Below are 23,055 nucleotides of genomic sequence, written 5' to 3'. Positions count from 1 at the left end.
CCCTCTCCCTAACCCTCTCCCTGAAGGGAGAGGGGACCGTTCGGTGCAGGATGAAACCTGGGTGTCAGCCGGCACGGATAACTCCCTCTCCCTTCAGGGAGAGGGCGGGGGGAGAGGGCCGCTTGGCACATGACCTCATTTGCCGCTCCCCGCCACGCCTTCGCCACCCTTGGTCAGGTAGTAGGCGCCGAGGATCGGCAGCATGGTCACGATCATCACCAGCATCGCCACCACGTTGGTCACCGGCACGTCGCGCGGGCGGCCCAGCTGGTTGAGCAGCCAGATCGGCAGGGTGCGTTCATGGCCGGCGGTGAAGGTGGTGACGATGATCTCGTCGAAGGACAGCGCGAACGCCAGCATGCCGCCCGCCAGCAGCGCCGAGCCGAGGTTGGGCAGGATCACGTAGCGGAAGGTCTGCCAGCCGTCCGCGCCCAGGTCCATCGAGGCTTCGATGAGGCTGTGCGAGGTGCGGCGGAAGCGCGCGATGACGTTGTTGTAGACGATCACCACGCAGAAGGTCGCGTGGCCGATGACGATGGTCAGGAAGCCCGGCTCGATGCCGAGGGTCTTGAACGCCGAGAGCAGCGCGATGCCGGTGATGATGCCGGGCAGGGCGATCGGCAGGATCAGCATCAGCGAGATGCCTTCCTTGCCGAAGAAGTCGCGGCGGTACAGCGCGGCCGCGGCCAGGGTGCCCAGGAGCATGGCGATCAGCGTGGCGACGCTGGCGATCTTCACCGACAGCTCGATGGCTTCGAGCACGTCCTGGCGCGCGAAGGCGACGCTGAACCAGTGCAGGGTGAAGCCCTTGGGCGGGAAGCTGAAGGCCGCGTCCTCGGTGTTGAAGGCGTACATGAAGATGATCAGGATCGGGAAGTGCAGGAACACCAGCCCGCCCCAGGCGGCCGCTTTGAGCCCCCAGGATGCTTTCTCAGAGTGCATCGAAGGCCCCCAGACGTTTGACGATGGACAGGTACACGGCGATCAGCACGATGGGCACCAGGGTGAAGGCGGCGGCCATCGGCATGTTGCCGATCGCGCCCTGCTGGGCGTAGACCATGCTGCCGATGAAGTAGCCCGGCGGGCCCACCAGCTGCGGCACGATGAAGTCGCCCAGGGTCAGGCTGAAGGTGAAGATCGAGCCGGCGGCGATGCCGGGGATCGACAGCGGCAGGATCACCTGCAGGAAGGTCTGCCGCGGGTGCGCGCCGAGGTCGGCCGAGGCTTGCAGCAAGGAGGGCGGCAGGCGCTCCAGGGAGGCCTGGATCGGCAGGATCATGAACGGCAGCCAGATGTACACGAACACCAGGAAGCGCCCGAAGCTGGACGTGGACAGGGTGTTGCCACCGACGCCGGGAATGCCCAGCAGCAGGTTCAGCAGGGGCTCCAGGCCCAGATGCTGGACGAACCACATCGCCACGCCGCCCTTGGCCAGCAGCAGGGTCCAGGCGTAGGCCTTGACGATGTAGCTGGCCCACATCGGCATCATCACGGCGATGTAGAAGAACGCCTTGGTCTTGCCGGTGGTGTAGCGCGCCATGTAGTAGGCGATGGGGAAGGCCACCGCGCCGCTGGCGATGGACACCGCTACCGCCATCAGCACGGTGCGCTGGATGATGTCGAAGTTGGAGCCGCTGAGCAGCGAGCCGAAGTTGGCCCAGGTCAGCTCCGGCGTCACCGTCATGGTGAAGTCGTCGAAGGTGTAGAAGCCCTGCCACAGCAGCGTCAGCAGCGAGCCGAGGTAGATCGCGCCGAACCACAGCAGCGGCGGGATCAGCAGCAGCGAGAGGTACAGCGTCGGCTTGCGGTAGAGCAGGTTGCACAGGCGGCGCAGCGGGCCATTGCTGGCCTGCAGCACCGGAGCGTTCATCGTCAGTTCCATGTCAGGCGCCCTCGTTCAGCACCACCATCGCCTCGCGCGCCCAGCGGGCGGTCACGCGCTGGCCCGGCTGGTGGGCGAGGTCGATGTCGGCCCACTGGCTGTTGGCCTGGCTGAGGCAGAGGTTCTGGCCGTTGTCGAGACGGATCTCGTAGCGGGTCGCCGCGCCCTGGTACTGGATATCGTGCAGCAGGCCGCTGATCTCGATGTCCGAGGCGCTGCGCTCGCCGTTGGCGAAGCGGATGTGCTCGGGACGGATGGAGAAGGGCTGGGCATTGCCGGTGAGGTTCTGGGCGATATCGCCACGCAGCACGTTGGAGGTGCCGACGAACTCCGCCACGAACGGGGTGGCGGGCTTCATGTAGAGGTTGCGCGGGGTGTCGACCTGTTCGATGCGGCCCTTGTTGAACACCGCGACGCGGTCGGACATGGACAGCGCTTCGCTCTGGTCGTGGGTGACGAAGATGAAGGTGATGCCCAGCTGCCGCTGCAGTTTCTTCAGCTCGCTCTGCATCTGCTCGCGCAGCTTGAGGTCGAGGGCGCCGAGGGGTTCGTCCAGCAGCAGCACGCGCGGGCGATTCACCAGGGCGCGGGCCAGGGCGACACGCTGGCGCTGGCCGCCGGAGAGCTGCACCGGCTTGCGCACGCCGTAGCCACCCAGGGCGACCATGCCGAGGGCTTCCTCGGCGCGCTTCAGGCGCTCGGCCTTGCCGACGCCCTTGACCTTCAGGCCGTAGGCGACGTTCTCCAGCACGCTCATGTGCGGGAACAGCGCGTAGTCCTGGAACACCGTGTTGACGTCGCGCTGGTAGGGCGGCAGGCCCGCGGCCTCCTCGCCATGGATGCGGATGGAGCCTGCGCTGGGTTGCTCGAAGCCGGCGATCAGGCGCAGGCAGGTGGTCTTGCCCGAACCCGACGGGCCGAGCATGGAGAAGAACTCGCCGTCCTTGATGTCGATGGACACCCGGTCAACGGCCTTGACGTCGCCGAACTGGCGGGAGACCTGGGTGAATTGAACAGCGGGGGTGGTCATGGTGCACGCTCCAAGGGGCAGGAATCCGGCGTAGGGGAGCCCTGCCCGTGAATCTGAGATACGGGTGAATCGGTGCAATCGGATGGATGTCGTGGCGCTCGCCGGCATGGCGAGGCGCACGGGGCGGGTTCGCGAGCCAGCTCGCTCCTACGAAGAGCCGGACTCCCTGTAGGAGCGAGCTTGCTCGCGAACGCTCAAGGCCTTAGCGGCCGCCCATGATCCCGATGTAGTCCTGGGTCCAGCGGCTGTACGGGACGAACTTGCCGCCCTCGGCCACCGGGGTCTTCCAGAACGCGATCTTGTCGAATTGGTTGTAGCCGTTGGTGGCGCAGCCCTCGTCGCCCAGCAGGGCGCTGGCCTTGCAGCCGGCGGGGGCTGCCGGCACCGAGCCGAACCAGGCGGCCACGTCGCCCTGAACCTTCGGCTCCAGCGACCAGTTCAGCCACTTGTAGGCGCAGCTCGGGTGCTGGGCTTCGGCGTGCAGCATGGTGGTGTCGGCCCAGCCGGTGACGCCTTCTTTCGGGAACACGGTGGCGATCGGCTGACCTTCGGCCTTCAGCGCGTTGGCCTGGTACGGCCAGGCGCTGGAAGCGGCGACGCCTTCGTTCTTGAAGTCGCTCATCTGCACGGTGGTGTCGTGCCAGTAGCGGTGGATCAGGTCATGCTGCTTGCGCAGCAGTTCGACCACGGCGGCGTATTGCTTCTCGTCGAGCTGGTACGGATCAAGGATGCCCAGCTTCGGCTGGGTCGCCTTCAGGTACAGCGCGGCGTCGGCGACGTAGATCGGGCCGTCGTAGGCCTGCACGCGGCCCTTGTTCGGCTTGCCGTCGGGCAGGTTCTGAGCGTCGAACACGACCTTCCAGCTGTCCGGCGCGGTGGGGAAGACCTTGGTGTTGTACATCAGCAGGTTCGGGCCCCACTGGTACGGCGCGCCGTAGGTCTTGCCGTTGACCACGTACCAGGCGGCGTCCTTCAGGCGCGGGTCGATGTTCTTCCAGTTGGGGATCAGCGACGGGTCGATCGGCTGCACGCGCTTGCCGTAGATCAGGCGCAGGGAGGCGTCGCCGGATGCGGTGACCAGGTCGTAGCCGCCCTTGGCCATCAGACTGACCATCTCGTCGGAGGTCGCGGCGGTCTTCACGTTGACCTGGCAGCCGGTGTCCTTCTCGAACTGGGTGACCCAGTCGTAGTTCTTGTCGGACTGGCCGCGCTCGATGTAGCCGGGCCAGGCGATGATGTCCAGGCGGCCTTCGCCCTTGCCGACTTCCTTCAGGGCCTCGGCGGCCTGGACGCCGGCGCTGGCCAGCAGGGCGGTGGTGATGGCACTGAGCAGTGCGGTCTTGCGCATCGGGTGTCTCCCTCTCGTTGTTGTCTCTATTGGGGGGGCAGTTCAATCGAGCAACAGCCCTCGCACGGCATGCCGTCGGGGCGTTTCTTATGTGCCGGCGGGCGATCCCGCCGGGTGGTTCAATCCAGTCGCTGGCCGTGGCGCGCCATGATGTGGCGCACCACGCTGTAGTCCTGCAGCGAGTCGCTGGACAGGTCCTTGCCGTAGCCCGAGCGCTTGAGCCCGCCGTGGGGCATTTCGCTGGCGAGCATGAAATGGGTGTTGATCCAGGTGCAGCCGTACTGCAGGCGGTTGGCGATCTGGAAGGCCTTGTCCAGGTTCTGCGTCCACACGGAGGAGGCCAGGCCGTATTCGGAATCGTTGGCCCAGTCCACCGCCTGTTCCAGCTGCTCGAAGCGGGTCACGGTGACCACCGGGCCGAACACTTCGCGCTGGACGATCTCGTCCTGCTGCTTGCAGCCGGCCAGCAGGGTCGGCTGGTAGTAGAAGCCGGGGCCCGAATGCACGGCGGCGCCGGTGACGCGCTCGATGTGCGGCTGGCCGAGGGCGCGTTCGACGAAGCTGGCCACGCGGTCGCGCTGGCGGGCGCTGATCAGCGGGCTGATCTCATTGTCGGCGTCGCGCTTGCGGGCGAAGCGGATGCTCGCCACGGCGTCGCCCAGCTCGGCGACGAGGCGGTCATGGATACCGGCCTGCGCATAGATGCGGCAGGCCGCGGTGCAGTCCTGCCCGGCGTTGTAGTAGCCGTGGGTGCGCACGCCCTGGACCACGGCTTCGAGGTCGGCATCGTTGCAGACGATCACCGGGGCCTTGCCGCCCAGTTCCAGGTGCGTGCGCTTCAAGGTGCGCGCGGCGGCCTGGAGAATCTTCTGCCCGGTGACTATGTCGCCAGTCAGCGAGACCATGCGCACCTTCGGGTGGCTGACCAGGTGGCTGCCGACCCCTTCGCCGCCGCCGCAGACGATGTTGATCACGCCGGCGGGGAGGATTTCCGCCAGTGCCGGCGCCAGTGCCAGGATACTTAGCGGGGTGTGTTCGGACGGCTTGAACACCAGGGTGTTGCCGGCGGCCAGTGCGGGGGCGATCTTCCACGCGGCCATCATCAGCGGGTAGTTCCACGGCGCAATCGAAGCGACCACGCCCACGGGGTCGCGGCGCACCATGCTGGTGTGGCCGGGCACGTATTCGCCGGCGAGCTGGCCCTGCTGGCAGCGCACGGCGCCGGCGAAGAAGCGGAACACGTCGGCGGTGGCCGGAATGTCGTCCTGGCGCGCCAGGTGCAGCGGCTTGCCGCAGTTCAGTGATTCCAGCTGGGCGAGGTCGTTCGCGCGCTTGTCGATGGCGTCGGCGATGGCGAGCAGGGCGGTGGCGCGCTGGGCAGGCGTGGTGCGGGCCCAGGCGGGGAAGGCGCGGTGGGCGGCAGCGATGGCCTGCTCGACCTGGTCCAGGGAGCCGTCGGCGATGCTGACGATGGTTTCGCCCGTGGTCGGGTTGATGATCGGCTCGGCCATGCCTTCGCCAGCGACCAGTTGGCCGTCGATCAGCAGGGCGGTGTGCAGGGTTGCGCCGGTCATCCTGGAAGCTCGTCTTTTATCTGTCTTGTTTTCGGGGGCCATGTGCGTGCTCCGTATGGGGCGATACCCGGAGCTGGCCCTTTGTATGAGGGCAGAGACTAGAGTCCGGGCGTGGGGTCGACAAATTCTAATTACTGAAAGTGGCGTTCGATTAAATCGAACGATAGGTTCACAGGTATCAGGCCGTAGGGCGCATAACGCCTCAAGCGTTATCCGCCGTCCGCACAAGCTCCAAACCTTCTCGGCGGATCACCGCAAGCGGTTATGCGCCCTACGTTCAGATGGAAAGCTTCTTCGCGTTGGGCTGCTCGCGTGCCACGGTGAGGAACGGGTCCACCAGTGGCGGCCGCGCAGTGCCGCGACGCCAGGCCAGGCCGACGTCCAGCGGTTCGGAAAGATCCACCAGCGGTCGCGCCTCGATGATGTCGCCTTCCAGCGACCAGGGGCGGTAGGTCATGTCCGGCTGGATCGACAGCCCCAGGCCCGCCGCCACCAGGCTTCGCACCGCCTCAACCGATGCCGTGCGCAGCGTGACCTGCGGCACCAGCCCGGCGCGCGACCATATGCGCTGGGTATGCAGGCCCATCTCGTCGGCGTTCAGCTGGATCAATGGCTCGCCCGCCACATCGGCCAGGCCGATGCTGTCGCGCTCCAGCAGCGGGTGCTGCGCCGGCAGCCAGAGGCGGTGCGGCGAGTGGGTCAGCACCTCGGTCTGCAGGGCGTGGCGGTCTTCCAGGTTGGAGAGGATCAGCACGCCGACATCGATCTCGCCGCTCACCAGCAGGTGCTCGATGTACGGGCGCTCGTCCTCCACTACGCGGGTCTGCACGTTGGGGTAGGCGCGCTGGAAGCGGTTGATCAGGTCCGCCAGGTAATAACCCGCCACCAGGCTGGTCACGCCAATGGTGAGGCTGCCGGCCACCTGGTCGGTGCTCTGCTGCAGGCTGCGCTTGGCGTTCTCCACCGTGGCCAGGATCAGGTGCGCCTGGCGCAGGAACTGGTGGCCCTGGTGGGTCAGGGTCATGCCCTTGGCGTGGCGGTCGAACAGGCGCACGCCGATCTCTTCTTCCAACTGCTGGATGGCGAGGGTCAGGGTGGACTGGGAGATGAACACCGCCTGGGCAGCGGCGGAAATCGAACCGGTCTCGGCGACGGCGATGAAGTGGCGGATCTGGCGGAGCGTCATCATGGTGATTGGCCGCTGGCGCGTTAAGCCCGGTCTAGAGCCTTGTCTAGCCGGTCCCGGCGCTTTTCATTGTTGATTATCGAAAATCTATAGGAACATTCTTTTTAATCGAATGAAAGCGGACCCTTTGCCCTGCGGACCCGCGGGCATTGGCCCGCAATATCCGGAAGCACACTGTCGCTGCGTCTGGCCGGCGCGTCGGGCTAGAGTCGGAATCCACAATTTTCGATAGACAGTGGAGATCGCCATGAACACTCGCGGCCTGCTCGACCAGCTCCTCAGATCCGGCCAGGACCTCCTGCAGAACAAGGGCGTGGCCCGGCAGGACGGCGCCCAGCAAGCGGGCAAGGGCGGCGGCCTGGACCTGGGCAGCCTGCTCTCCGGTGCTGGTGGCGGCGCCCTGGCAGCCGGCGCGCTGGGCCTGCTACTGGGCAGCAAGAAGGCGCGCAAGATGGGCGGCAAGGTCGTCACCTATGGCGGCCTCGCAGCGCTGGGCGTCCTGGCCTACAAGGCCTATGGCAACTGGCAGCAGAAACAGGCCAGCGCCCCGCGCGGCGAGCCGCAGACAGTGGATCGCCTTCCCCCGGCGCAGGCCGAGCAGCACAGCCATGCCATCCTCCGGGCCATAGTCGCGGCGGCCAAGGCCGACGGGCATATCGACGATCGCGAACGCCAGCTGATCGACGGCGAAATCGCCAAGCTCACCGGCGACGTCGAGCTGCAGGGCTGGCTTGACCGCGAGCTGGCCAAGCCGCTCGACCCGGCCGAAGTCGCCCGCGCCGCCACCAGCGCGGAAATGGCCGCCGAGATGTACCTGGCCAGCCTGCTGATGGTTGACGAGACCAGCTACATGGAGCGCGCCTACCTCGACGAACTGGCCCGCCAGCTGAGCCTCGACGCCGGCCTCAAGGCCGAGCTGGAAGCCCAGGCGCAGAAGGCGCTGGACGCCGTGTCCGCGTGACCTTCCTCGCAATCGCCGGCTGAAATCGGCGCCGGGCGGCAATCGCCTGGCTGGCAACCTCTCGCGGCGGCAGGCTTCGCCCCCGGGTGTCCCGCCCTGGCACCCGGCCGGCGAACGGCGCTGGCGCATCGGTGTGGCGGGACTATCGTTGCCCAACGCATAGCGAGAGTTGTCATCTCATGAATGCTGGTTCTCTTTTCGATCAACTGCTCAAGGCAGGTCAGAGCTCATTGCTGCAACAGGTTGGCGACGCCGCCCGGCGCGCCACGCAAGCCGGCGAGGGTCACTCCATGAACACTGCGGATCTACTGGAACAACTGCTGCGCGGCAGCCAAGGCGCGGCGACACAACAGGGCGGCGGCGCGGGAGGTCTCGGTGGCCTCGGCGGGTTGCTGGGTGGTTTGCTGGGCGGCTCCTCCGGCGGTGCCGGTGGCGGGCTCGGCGGCCTGGGCGATGTACTGGGAGGCATGCTCGGCGGCGGTGCGAACAACGGCGGCGCACCGCAAGGTCGTACGGGCAGCAGCGGCGGCATCAACTACGCCATGCTTGCTTCCCTCGGCATGATGGCCTTCCAGGCCTACCAGAACTGGCAGCGCCAGCAGAACGCCAACCCTTCGCAACAGCAGTCGCTGATGACCGTGGACCAGCTCTCCGGACCGGAAGCCGAGGCCCATAGCCACGCAATCCTTCGCGCCATGATCGCCGCGGCGAAGGCCGACGGTCGCATCGATGAAAAGGAAAAGGCCGCCATCCAGGGCGAGATCGCCCGCCACACCGATGAGCCGGAACTGCAGGACTGGCTCGACGCGGAGGTACGCAAGCCGCTGGATGCCGCCGAAGTCGCCGAGTCCGCCCAGGGCGACCCGGCCATGGCTGCCGAGATGTACCTGGTCAGCGTAATGCTGGTGGACGACCAGCAGGGCACCGAACGCACCTACCTCGATGAGCTCGCCTACAACCTCAATCTCGCCCCGGAACTCCAGGCCCATCTCGAGCAGCAGGCCAAGGCCGGAGGTGAAGTAGCTTGATACAACTCAGCGCACGGCTGTAGGAGCGTTCGTACAATTTGACGGTCAGATCGCTCGGACGAACGCACCCGCGCGGTGCGTTCGTTCTTCATTTCTGCAAGGAGGCTTCATGCCGTTCGTACGCTTCACCCTCCCCACCGCGCTGCTGCTCAGCGCTACCGCCACCTTCGCCAACGCCGCCAAGCTGGAAGACGTCGCGCCTTATCCCAAGGCCGAGGACGGCTTCGTGCGCCAGGTCATCCACCTGCCCAAGCAGGTGCAGGAAGAGAACTTCAAGGTCGAGATCCTCGCCGGCAAGACGCTGACCGTCGACTGCAACCGCCAGCGCCTGGGCGGCACCCTGGAGGAAAAGACCCTGGAAGGCTGGGGCTACTCCTACTACCGCCTGGACAAGGTCAGCGCCCCGGCCAGCACCCTGATGGCCTGCCCGGACGGCAAGACCCGCAAGGACTTCGTCCCGGTGGTCGGCGATGGCTTCGTGCTGCGCTACAACAGCAAGCTGCCGATCGTGATCTACGCGCCGAAGGACGTCGAAGTCCGCTATCGCCTGTGGTCCGCTTCCGACAAGGTCGAGAAGGCCCGCGCCGAATAATCCCGCCCTCCCTGTAGGAGCGAGCTTGCTCGCGAACAGCCCTTCCGGCTATGCCGGCGCTGGGCGGGTTCGCGAGCGAGCTCGCTCCTACAATGACTATTCCGCGACCACGACAGCAGCGCGAGCCTCCGGCGCGGCGCTGTGGTGCTGCCAGATGGCCGCAAACAGCGCCTCCAGGTCGACGGTGAAGCGCGCCGTGTCGAACAGCGGCGATTCCATTCGAGCCGCGCCCAACCGCTGGCGCAGGTCATCGCGCTTCGACTCGTCCAGCGCCAGGGCCTTCAACCGATTGAAATAGTCCTGCGCATCGGTCGCGACCAGCTCATCGAAACCGTGGGCCTTGAGCAGGCTGCCGGCCACGCGGCTGGTGAAGGTCTCGCCAAGCCGGGTCATCAGCGGTACGCCCGCCCACAGCGCATCACTGGCGGTGGTATGCGAGGTGCAGGGGAAGCTGTCCAGCGCGATATCTGCCAGAGCGAGGCGAGCCAGATGCTCCGCCTGCTTCATGCGTGGGGCGAACACCAGTCTCTCGGCTTCGACTCCACGTGCCAGCGCTTCCCGGCGCAGGTTGGCGCAGGCTTCTTCGGCTTCCGGCTCCAGCAGCCAGAGTACGCTGCCCGGCACCTCTCGCAGCAGGCGGCACCAGAGGTCGAACTCACCAGGGTTCAGCTTGAGCAACTGGTTGAAGCTGCAGAACACCACGGCGTTTTTCGGTAAGCCCGCTTCGGCACGGCCAGGTGGCGCGCCCAATGGACGGTCGCGGTCATTGGGCTGGTAGCTGTGCGGCATCAGCGCCAGGGTCTCGCTGAAATGCTCGGCGTGCGCGGGCGGCGTCACGTTCGCATCGCCGATCAGGTAATCGGCCAATCGCGGATGCCCCAGGCTGCCGGGATAACCCAGCCAGTTGACGATCACCGGAGCCGGCCGCAGCGCGGTAATGCCCTGGCGCGCACCGGTGGTGTAACCCTTGAGGTCCACCAGGATGTGCAGGCGCTGGTCTGCGATCAGCCGCGCCGCCGCTTCGTCGGACAGTTCGCGCAGATCGTGGCGTGGCAGACCCGTTGCGGCAAGGCGCCGGGTGAAATGGTCGTCGCGTTCGGGACTGTAATCGAACAGCTGGATATCCACCTTCGCGCGGTCATGGGCCTCTAGCACGCCCATCATCAGGTGCAGAGTGGCATGGGCATAGAAGTCGCTGGACAGGTAGCCGATGCGCAGGCGCTCGCCCGCCACTGGCTCCATCGCCAGCGGCGCGCCGGCCAGCTCTGCCGCCCAGCTGGATTCGGCGTAGTGCCGCGCCGCATCGCGGTGCAGCTCGGGGGTGAGGGCGGGGAGGTTGATCAGGCTCCAGGGCGTGGTGCGCTCCTGGGTGGGATTGCGCAGTTGCTGCAGCAGAGCCGCATCCACTTCCTCCAGCCGCGACCAGTCGGCCAGGTTGCGCAGCGCGAATTGCAGGTCGCCCCAGTGCCCGGCCTTGCTGAACCAGTGCGCCGCTTCCGCATGGCGCTTGCGTTTCTCCAGGGCGCGGGCCAGTTCCAGCTGCAGGTCGGTGTTGTCGGGGCTGATCTTCAGCGCCTGCGTCACCAGCGGAATGGCCGCCTCGCTGTAGCCTCGTTCACGCAGATGGTTGGCCAGGTTCTTGTAGGCCAGCACATAGCCCGGCTCGCTGGCGACGGCCTGGCGATAGAGTTGTTCCGCCTCGGCGTACTCGCGCCGGCCATTGAGGATGTTCGCCAGGTTATTCGCTGCCTTGGCATTACCCGGCTGCAGCCTCAGGCACTGGCGGAAGGCCACTTCCGCCGCGCGCTCATCGTTCAGCGCGCGCTCGGCCAGCGCCAGATTCAGGTAGAAGGTGCCGTCCTTGCGCAGCATCAACGCCCGCTTGAACAATTCCCGCGCCTGCGCCGCCTTGTCCTGCATCAGGCAGGCCGCGCCGCACAGGTGCAGCACATCGGCATTGCGCGGCTGCGTGCGCAGCAACTGCCGCGCCAGGGTTTCGCCTCGGGCGAGGGCGCCGCTGTTGAGCGCATCGACGATGGTCTGCAGGTTCAGGCTGGGTTGGCGCTGGCGCATGAAAATTCTCCGGTGTGGGATGCCGGATATCTTCGGTAAAAGTCGCCTTGAATGATTCGGAAACGGCTGTCAGGAATCCCTGAAGCTGTAGGCTGTGTCCCTGAGGCGCCGTGCGGCGGCTGCTTTTCGTAGGAGCGAGCTTGCTCGCGAACCCGCCCAGCCTCGTTCCCGCCGGCAAGTCCGTTCGCGAGCAAGCTCGCTCCTACAGGTCAGGTCGGGGCTGTGGTTTTGCCTCCCACCAGAATCCCCTGTTCGCGCCCGCAGACTTCTACGAGGAAATCCCACACCAACCTCAACCGCACCGAGCGGTGCAGTTCGCGTCGGGTGCACATCCAGTATTCCCGTTCTATGAATTCCTCCGGCAGCACCGGCACCAGCCGTGGATCGTGCAGGCCCATGTACTGGGGGAGGATGGCGATGCCGATGCCGGCCTGCGCCGCCTGTTGCTGGGCGACCACGCTGGTGCTGCGGAACACCACCTGCGGGTGGCGGCAGAAGCTGTGGTGGAACAGCAGTTCCTGGCTGAACAGCAGGTCGTCGACGTAGCCGATCCAGGAATGCTTGCTCAGGTCCTCGCGGTCGCGCAGGGGCGGGGCGTTTTCCAGGTAGGCGGGGCTGGCGAACAGGCTAAGGCGGTAGCTGGTGAGGCGGCGGCTGATCACCAGGTCGGCGCTGGGGCGCTCCAGGGTGATGGCGATGTCGGCCTCGCGGTTGGTGATGCTGACGAAGCGTGGCACCGATACCAGTTCCACTTCCAGGCCGGGGTAGCGCTGCATCAGTTCGCCCAGGCGCGGGGCGAGGAACATGGTGCCCAGGCCTTCGGTCACGCCGATGCGCACCTGTCCCAGCGGCGAGATGGCCTGGCTCATTTCCTCCTGGGCGAGGAGGGCGGTGTTCTCCATGGCCTCGGCGTGCTTGAGCAGCGCCTGGCCTGCCGGGGTGAGCTGGTAGCCGCCGGTGTGCTGGGCGAACAGCTGGGTGCCGAGGTCGCGCTCGATGCTCTCGATATGCCGCGCCACCGTGGCGTGGGTGGTGCCCAGGCGCTTGGCGGTGGTCAGCAGGCGGCCGCTGCGGTGCAGCTCAAGAAAGTAGCGCAGGTCATTCCAGTCGAACATCTCGGCAGTCCTTGTTGTTAGAAAACGCACAGCAGCTGACTCGAAACGACTGTTCTTTTATCACGAACGAACGACTAGGCTCGGTCTTCAGATAAAAAGAACAAGAACGGCGAGGTGTTTCTCCATGCCCCAGGCACTGGATGCTTTTGATTACCTGATCGTCGGCGCGGGCCCTGCCGGCTGCCTGCTGGCCAATCGTCTGTCCGCCGACCCTGCCAACCGCGTGCTGCTGCTCGAAGCCGGCGGTCCGGACAACTACCCCTGGATCCACATTCCCGTCGGCTACCTCTACTGCATCGGTAACCCGCGCACCGACTGGTGTTTCGACACCGAACAGGTGCCGGGCCTGAACGGTCGCGCGATCAAGTACCCGCGCGGGCGTACTCTCGGCGGCTGCTCCTCGATCAACGGCATGATCTATATGCGTGGCCAGGCGCTGGACTACGACGGCTGGGCGGCCGAGGGCAATCCCGGTTGGGGCTGGAACGACCTGTTGCCGCTGTTCATGAAAATGGAGGACCACTTCGGCGGGGCGAGCGAACTGCATGGCTCGGGCGGCGAATGGCGGGTGGAGAAGCAGCGGCTGTCGTGGGCGATCCTCGATGCCTTCCGCGAGGCGGCGGCACAGTCCGGCGTGCGCCCGGTGGATGACTTCAACGGCGGCGACAACGAAGGCTGCGGCTATTTCCAGGTGAACCAGCGTTCCGGTGTGCGCTGGAACGCGTCGAAGGCCTTCCTGCGGCCCATCGCCCACCGTCCCAATCTCACTGTTCTGACGAATGTCGAGGCCCTGCGCGTGCTACTGGAGAACGGCCGCGCCGCCGGGCTGGAAGTGAACTGGCAGGGCGCGCGGCGCGAGCTGCGAGCCCGGCGCGAGGTGATTCTCTGTGCTGGCGCGATCAACACACCGGTACTGCTGCAACGCTCCGGCATCGGCCCGCGGGAGCTGCTGGAGAAGCACGGCGTCGGCGTGCGCCATGAGCTTTCCGGGGTCGGCGGCAACCTGCAGGATCACTTGCAGCTGCGCCTGATCTATCGCATGAACGGCGCGCCTTCGCTGAACCAGATCGCCTCGACGCTGTGGGGCAAGATGGGCATGGGCCTGGAATACCTGCTCAAGCGCAGCGGCCCGTTGTCCATGGCGCCGAGCCAGTTGGGCGCGTTCGCCAGGTCGGACCCGAACCAGCGTTCGGCCAATCTCGAATACCACGTGCAGCCGCTGTCGCTGGAGCGCTTCGGCGAACCGCTGCACAGCTTCCCGGCGTTCACCGCTTCGGTGTGCGACCTTCGCCCGCTGAGCCGTGGCACGGTGACGCTGCGCTCGCTGGATCCGCGCGACAAGCCGGTGATCCAGCCCAACTACCTGAGCCACCCGCAGGACCTGCGCGTGGCCGCCGATGCCATCCGCCTGACCCGCCGCATCGCCGCCGCGCCTGCGCTAGCGCGCTACCAGCCGGTGGAGTTCAAGCCCGGCCCGGACTACCAGACCGAGGAAGACCTGCACCGCGCCGCCGCCGAGATCGGCACCACCATCTTCCACCCGGCCGGCACCTGCCGCATGGGGCAGGGCGAGGGCGCTGTGGTAGACAGCCAGCTGCGCGTGCACGGCATTCCCGGCCTGCGCATCGCCGACGCTTCGATCATGCCCAGCCTGACCTCCGGCAACAGCTGCTCGCCGGTGCTGGTGATCGCGGAAAAGGCCGCGCAGATGATTTTGAGCGAACCCGCGCGTAGCGCGGAGGTCATCCCTTCCAGTGGGCGCGCACAGGAGGAAGCTCCGGTGGCGTGACGGCGATCCCGTCTGCCCACAGTGTCTGGCGTGGAATTTCGCTCCCTGACGCCTGGGTGCCAGGCGGTTCGCGAGCAAGCTCGCTCCTACGAAGAGCAGTAGATCAACGGTATCGCGCGGTGTGAAAACCGTGGCAGTCGAGGCTGACAAAAACAAGAGCCCCCAGAAGGGGCAGGAGAGCCCGCAATGACCGATGTAGCACAGACCAGCTCCTATGAGCGGCCCGCGACCACGCGTCGCGACGAGCGCAAGGTGATCTTCGCCTCGTCGCTCGGCACGGTGTTCGAGTGGTACGACTTCTTCCTCTACGGATCGCTGGCGGCGATCATTGCCAAGCACTTCTTCGCCGGTGTCAACGACACCACCGCCTTCATCTTCGCCCTGCTGGCATTCGCCGCCGGCTTCCTCGTCCGCCCCTTCGGCGCGCTGGTGTTTGGCCGCCTGGGGGACATGATCGGGCGCAAGTACACCTTCCTCGTCACCATCCTGCTGATGGGCCTGTCGACCTTCGCGGTGGGGCTGCTGCCGGCCTACGCCACCATCGGCGTGGCCGCGCCGATCATCCTCATCGTGCTGCGCCTGCTGCAGGGCCTGGCGCTGGGCGGTGAATATGGCGGCGCGGCGATCTATGTGGCCGAGCACGCGCCGGACCACAAGCGTGGCGCCTACACCAGTTGGATCCAGTGCACCGCCACCGGTGGCCTGCTGCTTTCGCTGGTGGTGATCTGGGGTTGCCGCCAGCTCACCGGCGCCGAGTTCGAGACCTGGGGCTGGCGCCTGCCGTTCCTGATCTCCATCGTGCTGCTGGGCATCTCCACCTGGATTCGCCTGTCCATGCAGGAGTCGCCGGCGTTCCTGAAGATGAAGGCCGAGGGCAAGGTGAGCAAGTCGCCGCTCAAGGAGTCCTTCACCAACTGGCGCAACCTGAGGATCGTCCTGATCGCGCTGTTCAGCATCAACGCCGGCCAGGCAGTGACCTTCTATGCGGCGCAGTTCTACGTGATGTTCTTCCTCACCCAGGTGCTGAAGGTGGACCCGGCGTTGTCCAACGGGCTGCTGATCATTTCCCTGGTGATCGGCGCGCCGCTGTTCGTGATCATGGGCTGGCTGTCGGACAAGGTTGGGCGCAAGCCGGTGCTGATCACCGGCCTGCTGCTGGCCACGGTGCTGTACTTCCCGCTGTTCCAGGCGCTGACCCACTACGCCAACCCGCAGATCGATGCAGCCTCGCGCCAGGCGCCGGTCACCGTGATGGCGGACCCGGCCACCTGCACCTTCCAGTTCGACCCGGTGGGCAAGGCCAAATTCGACAGCGCCTGCGACAAGGCCAAGACCCTGCTGGTGAAGGGCGGCGTGCCCTACAGCACGGTGGCCGCTCCGGCTGGCAGCGAACTGGTGGTGACCGTCGGCGAGAAGCGCCTCGAGGGCTTCGACGCCGCCGCGCTGGGTGCTGCGGTGAAGGACGCCGGCTACCCGACCGTGGCTGACTCGTCGCTGGTGAACCGGCCGATGGTGGTGGCCATCATCGTTGCGCTGATCTTCATCGCTACCTGCTGCTACGGTCCGCTGGCGGCGCTGATGGTCGAGCTGTTCCCGACGCGCATCCGCTACACCTCGCTGTCGCTGCCGTACCACATCGGCAACGGCTGGTTCGGCGGGTTGCTGCCGACCATCTCGTTCGCCCTGGTGGTGTACACCGGCAACATCTTCTACGGCCTGTGGTACCCGGTGCTGATCACGGCGATGAGCCTGGTCTGCTCGCTGCTGTTCCTGAAGGAGACCAAGGACAACGACATCCACGCGGATTGATCCTCAGCTGACATGAAGAGGCCCGGCTGGATGCCGGGCCTTTTCGTTTCTGGCCATTACCCCATGGAGGCGCTTTGGTGGGATGGGTGGAGCGCAGCGATATCCATGCTGTCGGTGCGCCGGAAGTGATGGGTATCGCTGCGCTCCACGCCATCCTACGTTCGAGGTTCTGGGGCGCAGCGCAGGCGACGGCAGGTCGCAGCGAAAGCCGCCGTTTCGGCTGCCCCGGCGGCGCGGTATCCTTGGCGCCATCAGCCGGTGCGCATGGCGCCGGAGCCTTGTTGGAGAGTCTTCGAGCATGAAACAGGAAATCGCCACCGTGACCGTCAGCGCCGAGCACTGGGGGCGCGAGGCCGAAGCGGTGGATAACGCCCGCGTGACGGTGACCCTCAGCGCGCCGCAAGAGGGCGTGATCGAGGTGAGCTTCAAGGGCCAGCTGGATGCCCCGGAAGAACCGACCCACGTCTGCGTGACGCTGGAGAACGGGCTTTCCTATTACGGCGAGATCCAGGGCGGCGAGGCGAACGCGGAGGGTGGGTCGATTCGCTTCGAGGGCGAGTTGATCGATCTGGAAGGGTTCTGAGTCCGTCGTTTCGGCATTTGCAGGAGCGGACCAGTCCGCGATCAGAATCCCCAGCCACGCCGAAATCACACTGACGCGTCAACGTAGGATGGCGTGGAGCGCAGCGATACCCATCGATTCTCGCGTGTCGACAGCATGGGTAACGCAAGCTTCCCATCGTGAGTAAGCGCTCACCGAGGAAATCGGCACTGAGCGGTTCGCGAGCAAGGGCTAGGCGCCCCCCTCGGTCCTACGAAAAGCCAGCCCAATAAAAAACCGGCCCCCAGGGCCGGTTTTTTTCGTCTGTGGATAACCCTACTGCTGCGGGATCATCCCTTCGATGCGCTTGGCGAAGGCATTCGCCAGCGGGCCATCGGCGAGCAGCAGCAGGTAGTCGTGCTCGGACTTGGCCGCCGGAGCGATCTGGTACTTCAGGGTGCCCGAGGCGACCTGGCCGACCACCGGCACGGTCAGGGTGCCGACGCATTCCAGCACGCCGCTGTCCGGGTCCTTGTCGATGATGGCCACGTCCTTCAGCTCGGCCTTGCTCAATGCATCGGACTGAGCCGAAAGTGCGCCGGAGAGGAAGATCTTGACCAGCTGGTTCTTCACATCGTCCGAGCCACAGACCTTGGCCTGGTTGCCCCCGCAGGCGCTGAGCAGTGCAGCGGCGGCCAGCACGGCCGACAATTTCAACAGTTTCATCTATCCACCCTGTGGCGTTCCATGATGGCCATTGGATAGGAAAAGGCCGGAAAAATTCCCTGCCGACAGCTCCCGTTTCGCTTTATATCGAGCGAAACGGGAGTTGCCAGGGCGCGTCAGACGACGAAGCGCGCGACCATTCCGTTCAGGTCCACCGCCAGGCGAGACAGCTCCTGGCTCGCCGCGCTGGTCTGGGTGGCGCCGGCCGAGGTCTGGGTCGCCAGGTCGCGGATGTTCAGCAGGTTGCGGTCCACCTCGCGCGCCACCTGCGCCTGTTCCTCGGTGGCGCTGGCGATCACCAGGTTGCGTTCGTTGATCAGCGACATGCGTTCCAGGATCACCTGCAGCGAAGCGCCGGCCTCGCCGGTGCGGCTGACGGTGCGCTCGGCATGGGCGGTGCTGCTGAGCAGGGCGTTGACGGTGCGGTCACTGCCGGTCTGGATCGCCGAGACCAGCTCCTCGATCTCGCGGGTCGAGCTCTGGGTGCGTTGGGCCAGCGAGCGCACTTCGTCGGCGACCACAGCGAAACCGCGCCCGGCCTCGCCTGCGCGGGCGGCTTCGATGGCGGCGTTGAGCGCCAGCAGGTTGGTCTGTTCGGCCACGCTGCGGATCACCTCCAGCACCTTGCCGATATCCTGCGCCTGGTTGGCCAGCGCCTCCGCCTGCTGCGAGGCCTGGCCCACTTCGCCGGCCAGGGTGCCGATGGCATTGGAGGTCTCGTCCACCCGCTCGCTGCCGCTGCGGGCGGCGTCGATGGCCTCGCGCGAGGCGGCGGAGGTGGACGCGGCGTTGCTGGCCACTTCTTCCACGGCGCTGGTCATCTGGTTGACGGCGGTGGCGGCCATTTCGATCTGGTCGCTCTGCTGCTGCAGCGCGCGGCTGCTTTCCTCCATCACGCTGTGCATTTCCTCGGCGGCCGAAGCCAGCTGGCTGGCAGAGTTGCCGATGCCGCGGATGGTCTCGCGCAGGCTGTTCTGCATGTCCGCCAGGGCGTGGAGCAGTTGCGCCGGTTCATCGCGGCCTTCGACGCTGAAGCGCTGGCTGAGGTCGCCGCCGGCGATGGTCCGGGCGACGCGCACAGCCTGGCCCAGCGGCACGACGATGCTGCGGGTGAGTTGCCACGCCAGCAGCAGCGTGAGCCCGATGCTCAGCAGCAGGATGGCGCCGACCACCAGCCGACCGCTCTGGTACTGCTCCACGGCGCGGTTGGCTGCCGCGGCAGCGCCGTTGCGGTTGAGGTCGATCAGCGCGGTGAGGCGCTTGTTCAGCTCCGCGCCCTGCTGGGCGATGTTGCCGTTGAGGATGTGCAGCGCGCCTTCCTGGTCGTCCTGGCGGACTTTCTCCAGCAACTGGTCGACGTACCCGAGGTAGCCGTTGAGCGCCTGGTGCAGTTCATCGGTGTGCTGCTGCTCCTCGGCGCTGAGGATCAGTCGGCGATAGTCGGCAAGCACCTTGTCCTTGTCCTGCCGCGCCTCGGCGATCAGGTCGAGGCTGCGTTCGCGGGCAGCGCTGTCGTGGTTGACCAGCAGGCGCATGGATTCCAGGCGGATGCGGGCGATGTCGCCCGAGAGCTGGTTCATGTGGTTGATGCTCAGCAGCCAGTTGTTGTCGATCTCTTCGGAGGCGGCCCGCAGCGTCGACAGCTTGTATAGCGAGAACAACCCGAGGAACACCAGCAACAAGCCCATCACGGCAAAACCCAGGGAGGCGCGGCGGCCAATACTCATGCTTCGGAACATCGTGAATTTCCCTTTTCGTCATCCATTGTCTGGGGCTCGAAAGCCCTGCCATGCACAGTGATGGCGCATTGATATTAATTGGCGCCATTTTTTCGCAGCAGTGGCAAAACGGGACGAGTCGACGAAATGCTGGCCGATTTTGAGAGGGGAATCTTTCAGGCGAGCGTGAGCCAGGCCAGCACGGCGTAACGCCCGACCTTGGCGAGCGTGACCAGCAGCAGGAAGCGCCACAGCGGCTCGCGCATGACGCCGGCGATCAGCGTCAGCGGGTCGCCGACCAGCGGCGCCCAACTGAGCAGCAGCGTCCAGCTGCCGAAGCGTCGGTAGTGGCGCCGGGCCTTTTCCAGCGCCGCGTCGCTCACCGGGAACCAGCGGCGGCCATGCCAGCGCTCAAGGCCGCGGCCCAGCAGCCAGTTGACCAGGGAGCCGAGCACGTTGCCCAGGCTGGCGGCCAGCAGCAGCGACCACAGCGGGTACTGGCCGCCCAGCAACAGGCCGACCAGCACGGCTTCCGATTGCAGCGGCAGGAGGGTGGCGGCGCCGAAGGCGGAAAGACACAGGCCGGCATGGACGGCCAGGGCGAGGGACAGCATGGGCGGATTTCGTCGGCTTCGCGGGGTGGGAAAATGTGCTGGAAATTTGGAATAAAGAGGCGAGTTTTATGCGTGTCCAGATACTATATGTCCTATCTTGCTGAGGAATTAGTAGGAATTTGCATTTGCGAGCCTAAGCTCTTTCGAGTGCACTTCCGTCAGCATGTCTCGAACATCCCTGGGGAACGCTGTGAAGAACTGGACTCTACGCCAACGCATCCTGGCCAGCTTTGCTGTCGTCATCGCGATCATGCTGTTGATGGTGGTGATCTCCTACATCCGTTTGCTGGACATCGAGAAAAGCACCGAGCGCGTCAGCCACGACGCCATGCCGGGCACCTATGCCCTGACCACGGTGCGCTCGGCCTGGACCGACAGCATCCTGATGGTGCACATGCTGGTCGGGCTGAGCGCGGAGAAGCCGCTCGACGCGACGGACCGCCAGGCATTCAACGCCAACCATGACGTGCTCTACGACCGCGTCGCCAAATACGAGGCGACCATCCACGAGACACGCGACCGGCAGATGATGGACCGCTTCAAGCAGCAGGCGCAGGTCTACGAAGAGGTGCTGGCGCAGGTGCTGGACCAGTACACCAGGGACCGCGCCGGCGGACGCCAGATGGTGGTCGACAAGCTGGACCCGGCCTGGGAAGCCGGCCGCCGGACGCTCAATGACCTGATCGACCTGAACAAGCAGATCGCCGATGCGGCGGCTGCCGATATCGTCGTCGAAGTGCACCGGGCCAAGATCATCATGCTGGTGTCGATGCTGCTGGCCACTCTCGCCGCGGCCATCTGCGGGCTGCTGCTGATGCGCGCCATCACCGAACCGGTACGCCAGGTGGTGAAAGGCCTGCAGGTCATGGGCGGCGGCGACTTGACCGCACGCCTGGCGATGGGGCGCAACGACGAGTTCGCGGTGATCGAGACGGGCTTCAACGGCATGGCCGAAGAGATCAAGGGCCTGGTATCGCAGGCACAGCGTTCGGCCATCCAGGTCACTACTTCGGTGACGGAGATCGCCGCCACCTCCAAGCAGCAGCAGGCCACCGCCACCGAAACGGCCGCCACCACCACCGAGATCGGCGCCACCTCGCGGGAAATCGCCGCCACCTCGCGCGACCTGGTGCGCACCATGACCGAGGTGTCCTCGGCCGCCGAGCAGACTTCCACCCTGGCCGGCTCCGGCCAGCTGGGCCTGGCGCGCATGGAAGAGACCATGCACCACGTGATGGGCGCCGCCGAGCTGGTCAACGCCAAGCTTGCGATCCTCAACGAGCGCGCCGGCAACATCAACCAGGTGGTCACCACCATCGTGAAAGTGGCCGACCAGACCAACCTGCTCTCGCTCAACGCCGCCATCGAGGCAGAGAAGGCCGGCGAATACGGCCGCGGCTTCGCGGTGGTGGCCACCGAGGTGCGCCGCCTGGCCGACCAGACCGCCGTGGCCACCTATGACATCGAGCAGATGGTGCGCGAGATCCAGTCCGCCGTGTCCGCCGGCGTGATGGGCATGGACAAGTTCTCCGAGGAGGTGCGTCGCGGTATCTCGGAAGTCGGCCAGGTCGGCGAGCAGCTCTCGCAGATCATCCAGCAGGTGCAGGCGCTGGCGCCGCGCGTGCAGATGGTCAACGAAGGCATGCAGGCCCAGGCGACCGGCGCCGAGCAGATCAACCAGGCGCTGGTGCAGCTCGGCGAGGCCACCGGCCAGACCGTGGAATCGCTGCGCCAGGCCAGCTTCGCCATCGACGAGCTGAACCTCGTGGCCAACGGACTGCGCAATGGCGTCTCCCGCTTCAAGGTCTGAGACCGCCGCGGCGGGCAGGCTGTACCTGCAGTTCCGCCTGGGCGCGGACCGTTACGCACTGGACGTCCACGACGTCCTCGAGGTGCTGCCGGTACCCGCGCTCAAGCGCGTGCCGCAAGCGCCGGCCTGGGTGGCCGGGCTGTTCCCGCACCGTGGCGAGCTGTTGCCGGTGCTCGACTTGAGCCAGCTCGCCTATGGCCACAGCGCGCCACGCCGCACCAGCACGCGCCTGGTGCTGGTGCGCTATCGCGCCGAAGGGCAAGGACCCGAGCAACAGCTCGGGCTGATCCTCGAACAGGCGACCCACACCCTGCGCCGCGACCCGGCGGCCTTCCGCGACTACGACCTGGACAACGGCAGCGCCCGCTTCCTCGGTCCCGTGCTGGAAGACGAGGCGGGCCTGTTGCAGCGCGTAGGCGTCGACCAGTTGCTCAGCGATGAGGCTCGCGCACGGGTTCTGCGGCAGGCCGGGGGAGCGCCGGCATGACCGATCCGCGCTTCGCCCGACTGCTCAAGGAACGCATCGGCCTGGACGCGGAATCGGTCGGTGACGCCGTCATCGAACGCGCCGTGCGCCAGCGTTGCAACAAGGTCAGCGGCGGCAACGTCGAGCACTACTGGATGCAACTGCAAGGCTCCGCCGACGAAGTGCAGGCGCTGATCGAGGCGGTGATAGTCCCCGAGACCTGGTTCTTCCGCTATCCGGAATCCTTCGACGCGCTGGCGGACCTCGCCTCCCGGCGCATGCTGGAGCTGGCCGGGACCCGGCCGCTGCGTATTCTCAGCCTGCCATGCTCGACCGGCGAGGAACCCTACTCCATCGTCATGGCGCTGCTGGATGCAGGGCTTGCGCCGACGGCCTTCCAGGTCGATGCGCTGGACGTCAGCCGCGCCGTGCTGGAGCGGGCGGCGGAGGGGCGCTATGGACGCAATTCGTTCCGCGGCGCCAACCTGGGTTTCCGTGACCGCTACTTCGGCGCCGACGGCAACGATTACCAGTTGGCCGAGGCGGTGCGGCGCAAGGTGCAGTTCCGCTCCGGCAACCTTCTGGCGCCGGGCCTGCTGGCCGGCGAGGCGCCTTACGACTATGTGTTTTGCCGCAACCTGCTGATCTACTTCGACCGTCCGACCCAGGAGCAGGTGGTGGACGTGCTGCGGCGCCTGGCGCGGGCCGACGGCGTGCTGTTCATCGGCCCGGCCGAGGCCAGCCTGATGTCGCGCGTGGGCCTGCGTCCGCTGGGCGTGCCGCAGTCCTTTGC

Annotated in this window: 20 protein-coding genes; 9 read left to right on the top strand and 11 right to left on the bottom strand. The window is 66.3% G+C overall.

All coding sequences use genetic code 11. From position 1 onward, the window contains the following. Positions 1-135: 135 nt before the first annotated feature. The 6 genes from ACCC94_RS15165 to ACCC94_RS15140 all read right to left on the bottom strand — a co-directional run bounded on the left by ACCC94_RS15165 (position 136) and on the right by ACCC94_RS15140 (position 7,023). Positions 136-942 (bottom strand): ABC transporter permease, encoded by an 807-nt coding sequence (locus ACCC94_RS15165; protein WP_138212584.1) that lies wholly within the window; start codon positions 940-942, stop codon positions 136-138. Next, on the bottom strand, positions 932-1,882 hold the full coding sequence (locus ACCC94_RS15160; RefSeq protein ID WP_413350325.1) for an ABC transporter permease: 951 nt from the start codon (positions 1,880-1,882) through the stop codon (positions 932-934). The genes ACCC94_RS15165 and ACCC94_RS15160 overlap by 11 nt, the downstream gene beginning before the upstream one ends. Position 1,883: 1 nt before the next feature. Continuing rightward, on the bottom strand, positions 1,884-2,912 hold the full coding sequence (locus ACCC94_RS15155; protein WP_413350323.1) for an ABC transporter ATP-binding protein: 1,029 nt from the start codon (positions 2,910-2,912) through the stop codon (positions 1,884-1,886). 202 nt (positions 2,913-3,114) lie between these two features. Further along, positions 3,115-4,260, bottom strand: a complete 1,146-nt coding sequence (ydcS, locus tag ACCC94_RS15150; protein ID WP_413350322.1) for a putative ABC transporter substrate-binding protein YdcS — start codon at positions 4,258-4,260, stop codon at positions 3,115-3,117. 119 nt (positions 4,261-4,379) lie between these two features. Next, on the bottom strand, positions 4,380-5,834 hold the full coding sequence (locus ACCC94_RS15145) for a gamma-aminobutyraldehyde dehydrogenase (protein WP_413350321.1): 1,455 nt from the start codon (positions 5,832-5,834) through the stop codon (positions 4,380-4,382). Between the two features lie 277 nt (positions 5,835-6,111). Continuing rightward, entirely contained in the window at positions 6,112-7,023 is a 912-nt protein-coding gene (locus ACCC94_RS15140; protein WP_081517787.1) for a LysR family transcriptional regulator, read from the bottom strand. Positions 7,024-7,267: 244 nt separating this feature from the next. Between ACCC94_RS15140 and ACCC94_RS15135 the strand changes: the two genes are divergently transcribed. The 3 genes from ACCC94_RS15135 (at position 7,268) to eco (ending at position 9,601) form a co-directional block, all read left to right on the top strand. Beyond that, positions 7,268-7,981, top strand: a complete 714-nt coding sequence (locus ACCC94_RS15135; RefSeq protein WP_413350320.1) for a tellurite resistance TerB family protein — start codon at positions 7,268-7,270, stop codon at positions 7,979-7,981. Positions 7,982-8,271: 290 nt separating this feature from the next. Further along, a complete protein-coding gene (locus ACCC94_RS15130) occupies positions 8,272-9,009 on the top strand; it encodes a tellurite resistance TerB family protein (RefSeq protein ID WP_413350319.1) in 738 nt (245 codons plus the stop codon). Positions 9,010-9,118: 109 nt separating this feature from the next. After that, entirely contained in the window at positions 9,119-9,601 is a 483-nt protein-coding gene (eco, locus tag ACCC94_RS15125) for a serine protease inhibitor ecotin (protein ID WP_413350318.1), read from the top strand. A gap of 96 nt (positions 9,602-9,697) precedes the next feature. On the opposite strand, the gene ACCC94_RS15120 is transcribed toward eco, so the two are convergent. Both ACCC94_RS15120 and ACCC94_RS15115 read right to left on the bottom strand, forming a co-directional pair. After that, positions 9,698-11,674 (bottom strand): tetratricopeptide repeat protein, encoded by a 1,977-nt coding sequence (locus ACCC94_RS15120; RefSeq protein WP_413350317.1) that lies wholly within the window; start codon positions 11,672-11,674, stop codon positions 9,698-9,700. Positions 11,675-11,883: 209 nt separating this feature from the next. Next, positions 11,884-12,789: a LysR family transcriptional regulator gene (locus ACCC94_RS15115; protein ID WP_413350316.1), complete on the bottom strand. Its 906-nt coding sequence runs from the start codon at positions 12,787-12,789 to the stop codon at positions 11,884-11,886. Between the two features lie 124 nt (positions 12,790-12,913). On the opposite strand from ACCC94_RS15115, the gene ACCC94_RS15110 reads away from it, so the two are divergent. The 3 genes from ACCC94_RS15110 (at position 12,914) to ACCC94_RS15100 (ending at position 16,970) form a co-directional block, all read left to right on the top strand. Continuing rightward, complete coding sequence (locus tag ACCC94_RS15110) at positions 12,914-14,578, top strand: GMC family oxidoreductase (RefSeq protein WP_413350315.1); 1,665 nt, start codon at positions 12,914-12,916, stop codon at positions 14,576-14,578. A 186-nt stretch (positions 14,579-14,764) separates the two neighbouring features. Next, positions 14,765-16,387 (top strand): MFS transporter, encoded by a 1,623-nt coding sequence (locus tag ACCC94_RS15105; protein ID WP_413350314.1) that lies wholly within the window; start codon positions 14,765-14,767, stop codon positions 16,385-16,387. 298 nt (positions 16,388-16,685) lie between these two features. Continuing rightward, a complete protein-coding gene (locus tag ACCC94_RS15100) occupies positions 16,686-16,970 on the top strand; it encodes a hypothetical protein (protein WP_138212611.1) in 285 nt (94 codons plus the stop codon). Between the two features lie 294 nt (positions 16,971-17,264). On the opposite strand, the gene ACCC94_RS15095 is transcribed toward ACCC94_RS15100, so the two are convergent. The 3 genes from ACCC94_RS15095 to ACCC94_RS15085 form a co-directional block, all read right to left on the bottom strand. Beyond that, the gene (locus tag ACCC94_RS15095; RefSeq protein ID WP_413350313.1) at positions 17,265-17,654 is read right to left on the bottom strand and encodes a hypothetical protein; all 390 of its coding nucleotides are present in this window, start codon (positions 17,652-17,654) and stop codon (positions 17,265-17,267) included. 116 nt (positions 17,655-17,770) lie between these two features. Continuing rightward, positions 17,771-19,381, bottom strand: coding sequence for a methyl-accepting chemotaxis protein (locus tag ACCC94_RS15090; RefSeq protein ID WP_413350312.1), 1,611 nt, complete (start codon positions 19,379-19,381; stop codon positions 17,771-17,773). Between the two features lie 167 nt (positions 19,382-19,548). Continuing rightward, positions 19,549-19,986, bottom strand: a complete 438-nt coding sequence (locus ACCC94_RS15085) for a YqaA family protein (protein WP_413350311.1) — start codon at positions 19,984-19,986, stop codon at positions 19,549-19,551. Between the two features lie 190 nt (positions 19,987-20,176). On the opposite strand from ACCC94_RS15085, the gene ACCC94_RS15080 reads away from it, so the two are divergent. The 3 genes from ACCC94_RS15080 to ACCC94_RS15070 form a co-directional block, all read left to right on the top strand. Next, entirely contained in the window at positions 20,177-21,796 is a 1,620-nt protein-coding gene (locus ACCC94_RS15080) for a methyl-accepting chemotaxis protein (protein WP_413350310.1), read from the top strand. Beyond that, positions 21,771-22,283, top strand: coding sequence for a chemotaxis protein CheW (locus tag ACCC94_RS15075; protein ID WP_413350309.1), 513 nt, complete (start codon positions 21,771-21,773; stop codon positions 22,281-22,283). The genes ACCC94_RS15080 and ACCC94_RS15075 overlap by 26 nt, the downstream gene beginning before the upstream one ends. Then, positions 22,280-23,055: CheR family methyltransferase (locus tag ACCC94_RS15070; RefSeq protein ID WP_413350308.1), on the top strand; the 776-nt coding region annotated here is incomplete at its 3' end. The genes ACCC94_RS15075 and ACCC94_RS15070, both read left to right, overlap by 4 nt.

The organism is Pseudomonas sp. Pseusp97 (genome assembly GCF_047304025.1).
Lineage (GTDB): Bacteria > Pseudomonadota > Gammaproteobacteria > Pseudomonadales > Pseudomonadaceae > Pseudomonas.
Note: the sequence above shows the minus strand (reverse complement) of the source record. Positions and strands in the feature narration are given on the sequence as shown.